Here is a 9,304-nt window from a genome sequence, read left to right as displayed (position 1 = left end):
GCTTAAAGATACAAAATCTTTAGGTAATAACAAAGCCCCAGCTTGTGAAAGTCGGGGCTTTGTGCTAAAAAAGAAGGTGTGCTTTTTGACACACCTTCTTTGGCACTACAATTATCAGAAAGGACTCATGCCTTTTTCTCTTTCACATCAGAATGTGCTTCCACAACATTTACTACATAGTCACCCAATTTTTCACATTCGGCAATAATATCCATGTAGTGAATACCCATCTGATAACTATATTCCTTATTGTTTACATCAATTATATTTTGATTCTTCAGCTGACTCCGATAATTATTTATCTCATTCTCGATGTTGAACGATTTATTCACATCCACCGTATGATGTACATCTTCTACCAAAGCGATCATCTGCGTCAGTGCGCTATCTGTCAGCCCGAACATCTGATGAATATGTTCATACTGCTTTTCTGTAAAATCAATGCTACCACGACGCTTGCGATTGATGGTTCGTGCCAAATTATAGCAACTATCTCCGATACTTTCTATCTCAGTTACCTCACGAAGCATCTCGCGTATTTGCAATTTACTTTCAGAGCTTAAGCGACCTTCGGATACCTGATTCAGATAATTGGCTATTTCCACTTCCATATTATCGCTGATGTTCTCGTATTTTTCGATACGGCTAAACAATTTGTTAAATTCATTTTCGTTTTCCGTATGCAATAAGTCGCGTACCATACGGAACATACGCTGAATACGTTCTGCAAACAAATTGATTTCTTTACGAGCCTGCAATACTGACAATTCGGCTGTAGACAGCATACCTCCCGTAATAAACTGCAAACGATACTCTTCCTCCTGCTCCTTTTGAGGAATCAATTTGCAAACCGTCTTTTCTATCAGTTTGACAAACCATATCAAAATCAATACATTGCACACATTAAAGCAAGTATGGAAAGCCGAAAGTTTAAACGAAACCGCAACTCCGTCGGCTTCACTGATATGCATTAAATCGGAAATAATCCAATCCACCATTGACAAGAATGGCTTGAACAAAATCAAGACCCAAACAACACCAAATATATTAAACATCAAGTGAGCCATAGCTGCACGCCGTGCTTGCGTATTGGCTGTCAGAGCAGCAAGATTTGCCGTAATGGTTGTTCCAATATTTTCTCCTAAAACCAATGCAGCTCCCAGCTCAAAACTAATCCAACCATTGGCACACATAATAAGTGTAATTGCCATTGTCGCTGCAGAAGCCTGCACAATCATGGTCAGAATAGTACCGATAAAAACAAACAAGAGTACAGAAATGAATCCCATATCCGTATAATTCTGCACAAAAGCCAACATATCAGGATTTGCACTCAAATCGGGAGCATTAGTTTTCAAGAGATTAAGCCCCATAAATAGAAATGCAAAGCCAAAAATAAATTCACCGATAGACTTACGGGAACTCTTTTGAGAGAATAAAAACGGAATACCAAACGCCAGAAGAGGCAATGAGAACATGGAAATATCGACTTTAAAGCCGAGAGCGGAAATAATCCAGGCTGTAACTGTAGTACCGATATTGGCGCCCATAATTACACCTATAGATTGCGAAAGAGTCAGTAATCCTGCATTGACAAAGCTGACTACCATTACTGTCGTTGCAGAAGAAGATTGAATCAAGGCTGTAATAAGCACACCCGTCAGAACACCGGTTACTCTGTTTGTCGTCATTGCAGTCAGGATACTACGAAGTCTGTCACCGGCAAACTTCTGAAGCCCCTCACTCATGATTTTCATTCCATAAAGGAAAAGCGCCAACGAGCCGAGTAACGCTAAAAAATCATAAAAAGTATATTCCATTTGTAATTAATTAAGTCGGGGGTAGGCTTTTAATTGTTTAATGTGTAAATTAATTGCCAAATCACCACGTTAGTAACACATATTACAATTATGCTACAAATATATTGCAAAAATAATAATTTAACAAAAGATTTCCCTGAAGGGAGCACGCTTTTGGATATTTATAATGGTTTTAATCTATCCATGCCTTACGGGCCTGTCAGTGCAAAAGTTAACAACAAAGTAGAAGGACTCAACTTTAAAGTTTACTACAATAAAGATGTAGAGTTCCTTGATATTACAAACCCTTCAGGCATGCGCACTTACTTCCGTTCGCTTTGCTTCATATTAGTAAAAGCGGTTGAAGAACTTTATCCACAAGGAAGCATCTCACTGGAGCACCCTGTTTCGAAGGGATATTACTGTACATTACATTTAGACCGTTCAATCGGACTGGACGATGTAACTCGCATTAAGCAAAAAATGCAGGAGCTTATTGAAGCCGATATTCCTTTCCAGCGTATCGAATGTCACACAGAACAGGCTGTAGAATTATTCAGTCAAAGAAGCATGCTCGATAAAGCCAAATTATTAAAAACTTCCGGACAGTTGTATACGTTCTATTACAGACTGGGCGATACAATCGATTACTATTACGGTAGTCTGGTTCCGAGCACCGGTTACATCAAGTTGTTCGATATCGTAAAATATTACGATGGCTTACTGCTTCGTATCCCCAACCGAAAGGATCCCAGAAAACTGGAAGAACTTGTAAAGCAAGAAAAGATGCTGGAAGTATTTCAGGAATATCATCGCTGGAACCAGATTTTAGGTATCAGCACGGTAGGCGACTTTAACATTGCATGCAACGAAGGACATGCCACCGACTTAATAAAGGTTTCGGAAGCTCTGCAAGAAAAGAAAATAGCTCGTATAGCAGACGAAATCACTCACCGGAACCAGAATGGAAAACGGGTAAAGCTTGTCCTAATTTCCGGTCCGTCATCATCTGGAAAAACAACATTCAGCAAACGCTTAAGTATTCAACTGATGACAAACGGAATGAAACCTTATCCCATTTCACTGGATGATTATTTTGTAAACAGAGAAGATACTCCGCTGGACGAAAACGGACAACATGACTTCGAATCGTTGTATGCATTAGATTTACCTTTCTTTGAAGCACAGTTAAAAGAACTTTTGGAGGGCAAAGATATAGAACTTCCCCGATTCAACTTTACCACAGGAAAACGAGAAAACAGTGGAACAAAGTTGCGTATCGATGACAATATGATATTGATTCTGGAAGGCATTCATGCCCTGAACCCTGCACTTACTCCGAATATTCCGGCAGAAAATAAATACAAAATATACGTATCGGCACTGACAACTATCCAGCTTGACAACCATAATTACATACCGACTACCGACAATCGTCTGATCCGCCGTATTATACGCGACTACAGGTATCGTAATTACTCGGCAGAGGCAACCATCGAGCGCTGGGAAAGTGTACGTGCTGGCGAAGATAAATGGATATTCCCCTATCAGGAATATGCTGATGCAATGTTTAATTCGGCTTTACTTTTCGAACTTGCCGTATTGAAGGATTATGCAGAACCTATCTTACGCAAGGTACCTAACAATTGTCCAGCCTACTCAGAAGCACATCGCCTCTTGCGTTTTCTGGCTTACTTTGTATCGGTACAAGATAAGGAACTGCCTCCTACTTCACTGTTACGTGAGTTTTTGGGAGGAAGCAGTTTCAGATATTGATAAATTCTTCTGGTACGGATTACATGGTGGCGCATAAATAAAATTCGCTCCAACTCATGTAATCCGTACCTAATTTTGTTATTTTTGCAGCGATAAATCAAATTCATCTTTATGGCTATAAATTCACGTCAGGTACAAACACAGGCTCAGCAGCAAGTGCAGACTTTATCTCCGCAGCAGATTCTGGCTGTCAAATTACTGGAGCTTCCTACAGTGGAACTGGAAGAACGTATTCACTCTGAACTTTTGGATAATCCGGCTTTAGAAGAAGGCAAAGAGCCTTCCGAACAAGCGGAAGACCATGAGGACGATTATACCAACGATGAGGACGGAGAACAGACTTCCGGCGAATATGAAGAAGATTTATCATTAGGTGATTACCGCACTGAAGATGACATACCCGATTATAAACTTCAGGAGAACAATCGTTCTAAAGGAGAAACCCCCGAAGAGATTCCTTTTTCGGACAACGTATCGTTTTACGAAACATTAAAGGAACAGCTCGACATGCAGGAACTTACTCCCGAAGAAAAGCAATTGGGAGAATATCTCATCGGATCATTGGACGATGACGGACTGCTGCGAAAAACGACAGATGCCTTAATTGACGAACTTGCCATTTACCAGGGTATTTCCACCACTCCCGAACAGCTGGAGCATGTCTTATCTATCATTCAGGATTTTGATCCGGCAGGAATCGGTGCACGTAGTCTGCAAGAGTGCTTGCTATTGCAAATCAAACGGAAAGAGAATTCCCCGTTGAAACAAATTGAGTATGACATCATCAGCAAGTGCTGTGACGATTTTACGAAAAAGAATAAAGATAAAATTCTGCAAAAATTAGGCATAACTGAAGAACAGTATAATGCAGCCGTAGCAGAGCTGACAAAATTAAACCCTCGCCCGGGAAGTTCAATGGGAGAAGCAATCGGAAAGAACTTACAGCAGATTATTCCCGATTTCATTGTCGAAACGGAAGAGGACGGCACAATCAATCTGAGCCTCAACAACCGGAATATTCCCGAATTGCGCCTAAGCCGTGAATTTACAGAAATGCTGGACGAGCATACACGCAATAAGGCTAACCAAAGCAAGGATTCAAAAAATGCGCTGATGTTCCTGAAACAAAAGGTCGACGCTGCTCAAGGATTTATCAATGCGGTTAAGCAACGGCAGCAAACCTTGCTCAGTACCATGCAAGCTATTATCGACTTGCAACGCCCGTTTTTTCAAGACGGCGATGAATCCTCATTACGCCCGATGATTTTGAAAGATGTTGCAGAACGTGCAAAGTTGGACATTTCGACTATCTCACGAGTAAGTAACAGCAAGTATGTACAAACCAACTTCGGTATCTATCCACTTAAATTCTTTTTCAGCGACGGATATGTGACCGAAAATGGAGAAGAGCTTTCTGTACGAGAAATCAAACAGTTTCTGAAAGAATGTATTGATAAAGAAAATAAGGAAAAGCCTTATACTGACGATGAACTGGCCGACATGCTAAAAGAAAAAGGTTACCCGATAGCACGACGAACTGTCGCCAAATATCGCCAACAGCTGAATATCCCTGTTGCGCGCTTAAGAAGATAAATGAAACGACAACAAATATAATCACAAAAATGGAAGAAACAAATATTCCCGACCAACTGACATATCATGATCCTGCACCCAGGAACCAGGAAGAACAGAGGGACACATTATTTATGGCGGCACGTATCATATCTGCCATTTTCACCCCTTTCATGGTTCCTTTTGTCGCGTTTCTGCTTCTCTTTTTCTTTACTTACCTGCGAGTTCTCCCCTTGCAGTATAAGTTGACTGTTCTGATTATGGTATATTGTTTCACCATCCTGCTTCCGATGCTCGGCATCTACCTGCTTCAGAAAATCAACGGGTGGACCCTGCAGGAGCTGGGAAACAGAAAGAAACGTTTCATTCCTTACCTGATTACGATCATGAGCTATACCGGATGCTTCCTGACAATGTACCGCATTCATCTTCCACGCTATATGAGCGGTATTATTATTGCGACACTGCTTTGCATGGTTATTTGTACCAGCATCAACCTGAAATGGAAAATCAGTACCCACATGGCGAGTTGCGGCATGATTATCGGCGGCTTACTTTCGTACAGTTTCATCTTCCAGTTTAATCCTATCTGGTGGCTATGTGGTTTTATCTTGCTGGCAGGGATGTTAGGATCGGCACGAATCATCGTCCGGCAACATACTTTAAACGAAGTAGGGGGCGGTTTTTTGGTCGGTTTGTTTTGCGGTATCATCGGAATTTTGTTTATTTGAAACAGAAATAATAATTAAACATTAACCTCTAAAATACTAAGATTATGAATTTCCCAACTAACGTAAAGTACACGAACGAACACGAATGGATTCGCCTGGAAGGTGACGAAGCATATGTAGGTATTACTGATTATGCACAAGACCAATTGGGGGACATCGTTTTTGTTGATGTAACAACCGAAGGTGAAACATTAGATAAAGGTGAAGTATTCGGTACAATAGAAGTTGTAAAAACGGTATCTGACCTTTTCCTCCCCATCGGTGGAGAAGTACTTGAAATAAACCCGGCACTGGAAGAACATCCGGAACTGGTTAACAAAGATCCGTATGGTGAAGGCTGGCTTATTAAAATAAAACCGACAGACACCGCCGAAATGGATGAACTGCTGGATGCCGAAGCATACAAACAGATCATTAATGAGTAAAACTAAATAACAGACATGAAACCAATTGTAAGTATCATCATGGGTAGTACATCCGACCTTCCCGTTATGGAGAAAGCGGCAAAACTGCTCGACGAAATGCAAGTTCCTTTCGAAATGAATGCTCTTTCGGCACATCGTACACCTGCCGAGGTTGAAAAATTTGCGAAAGAAGCTGCGGGACGAGGACTTAAAGTTATTATCGCAGCAGCTGGAATGGCAGCAGCACTGCCCGGCGTTATTGCAGCAAATACTACCCTCCCAGTTATCGGAGTTCCAGTAAAAGGCTCTGTTTTGGATGGAGTAGATGCACTTTATTCTATTATTCAGATGCCTCCCGGCATACCTGTAGCAACTGTTGCCATCAACGGTGCCATGAATGCAGCTATCCTTGCCGTACAGATGTTGTCACTGTCCGACGAAGAGCTTGCAGCTAAATTTGCAGCTTACAAGGAAGGACTGAAAAACAAGATTGTCAAAGCAAACGAAGAACTGAAAGAAGTAAAATACGCTTATAAAACAAATTAATGGATTACTTCAACTATTCACGCCGAGAGGCAAATGAGGTATACGTTGGTGCCACTCCTATGGGTGGCACTAATCCTATCCGTATACAAAGTATGACCAATACGGTAACCATGGATACCGAGGCATGTGTAGAGCAGGCCAAACGCATCATCGAAGCGGGTGGTGAATATGTACGCCTTACTACTCAGGGAGTACGCGAAGCCGAGAATTTAAAAAACATCAACATCGGGCTGCGTTCACAAGGGTATAACACTCCATTGATAGCCGATGTACACTTCAATCCCAAAGTAGCCGAAGTTGCAGCATTGTATGCCGAAGGCGTACGAATCAATCCGGGAAACTATGTAGATGCCGCACGTACATTCAAGAAACTGGAATATACAGATGAAGAATATGCTCAGGAAATTCAGAAGATACGTGACCGCTTCATTCCCTTTCTGAACATCTGCAAAGAAAACCATACAGCTATTCGTATTGGAGTAAATCACGGATCGCTGTCCGATCGTATCATGTCACGCTACGGTGATACTCCCGAAGGCATGGTAGAATCGTGTATGGAGTTCCTGCGTATCTGCGTAGACGAACAGTTTATGGATGTCGTTATTTCTATCAAAGCATCCAATACCGTCATAATGGTTAAGACAGTCCGGCTTTTGGTAGAACAAATGGAAAAGGAAGACATGGCATTTCCGCTTCATCTGGGAGTAACCGAAGCAGGTGATGGAGAAGACGGGCGTATCAAATCGGCATTAGGTATCGGAGCGTTGTTATGCGACGGACTGGGAGATACTATCCGTGTATCACTGAGTGAAGCACCCGAGGCAGAGATTCCGGTAGCCCGTAAGTTAGTAAACTATATACTTCAACGGGAAAACCATCCCTATATTCCCGGAGCAGAAGCACCTGAATTCAACTATACCAATCCGAGCCGACGCAAAACAACAGCTGTCAGGAACATAGGAGGCGAGCAAGTGCCAGTTGTCATTTCTGCCCGTCTTGACGGTAATATGCAAATTGAAGAGCAATTCCGCCCGGATTACATTTATTGCGGACAGCATCTTCCAGAGGCACGCCGCACTGATATCGGTTATATCGTAGATGCTAATATCTGGAAGGGAGAAAAAGATACTTATCCTGCTTTTAATTACCAACAGTTAGTCGAACTACATCACTGCAATGCGGAAGTCAAGTTTTTATTCACTCCATATATGGGACTGAACGAAGAAGCGACAGCCTGCTTACGCCTGCATCCGGAAGTTGTCATCATTGCTCAAAGCAATCACCCCAACCGGCTTGGTGAATTTCGAGGCATCGCACACCAGTTGATGAATCAAGGTCTGACCAACCCACTGGTATTTTTCCAATTCTATCAGGAAGACAATACCGAAGATTTACAAATCAAATCGGCTGCCGACATGGGAGCTCTTATATTCGATGGTTTCTGCGACGGTATCTTGCTGTATAATCACGGGAAAGCCATCGCCGACACAAAAGTTGACGAAACAGCCTTCGGTATTTTACAAGCAGGTAGAGCACGTACTTCAAAAACAGAATATATTTCTTGCCCTGGTTGCGGACGTACTCTCTACGATCTGGAAGCTACCATTGCACGTATCAAAGCTGCAACCTCTCATCTGAAAGGACTGAAAATCGGTATCATGGGATGCATTGTCAATGGTCCTGGTGAAATGGCCGACGCAGACTACGGCTATGTAGGAGCCGGACGAGGTAAAATCAGCCTATACAAGAAAAAGGAGTGTATCGAAAAAAATATTCCAGAAGAACAGGCCGTAGAAAAGTTGATTGAACTAATTAAGGCAAACGGAGATTACAAGGAAAAATAATCAGTTCACACCGAAGTCAGAATTTTGCAAAAACATCAGCTTAAACCTTTCAAATAAAAATGGCTTACAAAAGATGATATGACAATATCTTTTGTGAGCCATTTTTATATTACAACCCCATAATGTTTATCAGACAAAGACAAACATTAATCCTTTTTCTCTTCAGGAATTTCCAAATCATTTTCCAAATCACTATTAGCTAATAACTCCGGTAACTCTTGTGCTGGAGAAGTTCCCATATCTATAGTAGCCAAATCCACACACTCCTCCAGATTAATTTCAGTTCCTTCCGGTATCTCCACTAAGTAATCTGTGTCTGTTGATTTATCTACCTTACTTTGATGAATCTGTTTCATTGTACGCATTTGCTGCTTCGTACGGTTTACAATTTCCCGAACTTCCTCATAAGCCAATGTAACGATTTTAGGTCCTGCCTTCAAATATTTTCCATGTGAAAAAGCCAGCAGCGGATTTTCCGTCAAAGATGTTCCTGCTGATACCGTCATCAATGAAATATTCGCAACATCCAGTACTACCTGAGTTCGGGATAAGTTTAGAATAAGGCCAGTTGTTTTGAGTCCTCAATATAGTATCCTTGCAATGCATCCGGTTTGTTTTCAAAGAAACAATAA

General features: G+C 41.6%; 8 protein-coding genes and 1 pseudogene. 7 read left to right on the top strand and 2 right to left on the bottom strand.

Going from position 1 to position 9,304, the window contains the following annotated elements; translation table 11 throughout:
- Positions 1–208 (top strand): annotated as a pseudogene (locus tag ACZM60_RS13695) (hypothetical protein); the annotation flags it as partial.
- Here ACZM60_RS13695 and ACZM60_RS13690 read toward each other — a convergent pair.
- Entirely contained in the window at positions 126–1,820 is a 1,695-nt protein-coding gene (locus tag ACZM60_RS13690) for a Na/Pi cotransporter family protein (protein ID WP_340318684.1), read from the bottom strand. The pseudogene ACZM60_RS13695 and the gene ACZM60_RS13690 overlap by 83 nt on opposite strands.
- Positions 1,821–1,901: 81 nt before the next feature.
- Here ACZM60_RS13690 and ACZM60_RS13685 point away from each other — a divergent pair, with 81 nt between their 5' ends.
- From ACZM60_RS13685 to ACZM60_RS13660, 6 genes are all read left to right on the top strand, one after another.
- Positions 1,902–3,575: a uridine kinase family protein gene (locus tag ACZM60_RS13685; protein ID WP_489521772.1), complete on the top strand. Its 1,674-nt coding sequence runs from the start codon at positions 1,902–1,904 to the stop codon at positions 3,573–3,575.
- Between the two features lie 111 nt (positions 3,576–3,686).
- Entirely contained in the window at positions 3,687–5,168 is a 1,482-nt protein-coding gene (gene rpoN, locus ACZM60_RS13680; RefSeq protein ID WP_021972035.1) for an RNA polymerase factor sigma-54, read from the top strand.
- Between the two features lie 113 nt (positions 5,169–5,281).
- Positions 5,282–5,878, top strand: a complete 597-nt coding sequence (locus tag ACZM60_RS13675; RefSeq protein ID WP_340318755.1) for a hypothetical protein — start codon at positions 5,282–5,284, stop codon at positions 5,876–5,878.
- A 44-nt stretch (positions 5,879–5,922) separates the two neighbouring features.
- Complete coding sequence (gene gcvH / locus ACZM60_RS13670) at positions 5,923–6,303, top strand: glycine cleavage system protein GcvH (protein WP_021972037.1); 381 nt, start codon at positions 5,923–5,925, stop codon at positions 6,301–6,303.
- Between the two features lie 15 nt (positions 6,304–6,318).
- The gene (gene purE, locus ACZM60_RS13665) at positions 6,319–6,828 is read left to right on the top strand and encodes a 5-(carboxyamino)imidazole ribonucleotide mutase (protein WP_021972038.1); all 510 of its coding nucleotides are present in this window, start codon (positions 6,319–6,321) and stop codon (positions 6,826–6,828) included.
- Positions 6,828–8,672, top strand: a complete 1,845-nt coding sequence (locus tag ACZM60_RS13660; protein ID WP_489521771.1) for a 4-hydroxy-3-methylbut-2-en-1-yl diphosphate synthase — start codon at positions 6,828–6,830, stop codon at positions 8,670–8,672. Before purE ends, ACZM60_RS13660 begins: the two co-directional genes overlap by 1 nt.
- A 146-nt stretch (positions 8,673–8,818) precedes the next feature.
- On the opposite strand, the gene ACZM60_RS13655 is transcribed toward ACZM60_RS13660, so the two are convergent.
- Positions 8,819–9,181, bottom strand: a complete 363-nt coding sequence (locus ACZM60_RS13655; RefSeq protein ID WP_489521770.1) for a hypothetical protein — start codon at positions 9,179–9,181, stop codon at positions 8,819–8,821.
- Positions 9,182–9,304 lie beyond the last annotated feature (123 nt).

The organism is Phocaeicola sp., assembly GCF_057861905.1.
Note: the sequence above shows the minus strand (reverse complement) of the source record. Positions and strands in the feature narration are given on the sequence as shown.

Bases quoted from the DNA above. Each gene is read 5' to 3' on its own strand.
- purE (WP_021972038.1), top strand. From the start codon at position 6,319: ATGAAACCAATTGTAAGTATCATCATGGGTAGTACATCCGACCTTCCC.
- ACZM60_RS13690 (WP_340318684.1), bottom strand. From the start codon at position 1,820: ATGGAATATACTTTTTATGATTTTTTAGCGTTACTCGGCTCGTTGGCG.
- ACZM60_RS13660 (WP_489521771.1), top strand. From the start codon at position 6,828: ATGGATTACTTCAACTATTCACGCCGAGAGGCAAATGAGGTATACGTT.
- ACZM60_RS13675 (WP_340318755.1), top strand. From the start codon at position 5,282: ATGGCGGCACGTATCATATCTGCCATTTTCACCCCTTTCATGGTTCCT.
- rpoN (WP_021972035.1), top strand. From the start codon at position 3,687: ATGGCTATAAATTCACGTCAGGTACAAACACAGGCTCAGCAGCAAGTG.
- gcvH (WP_021972037.1), top strand. From the start codon at position 5,923: ATGAATTTCCCAACTAACGTAAAGTACACGAACGAACACGAATGGATT.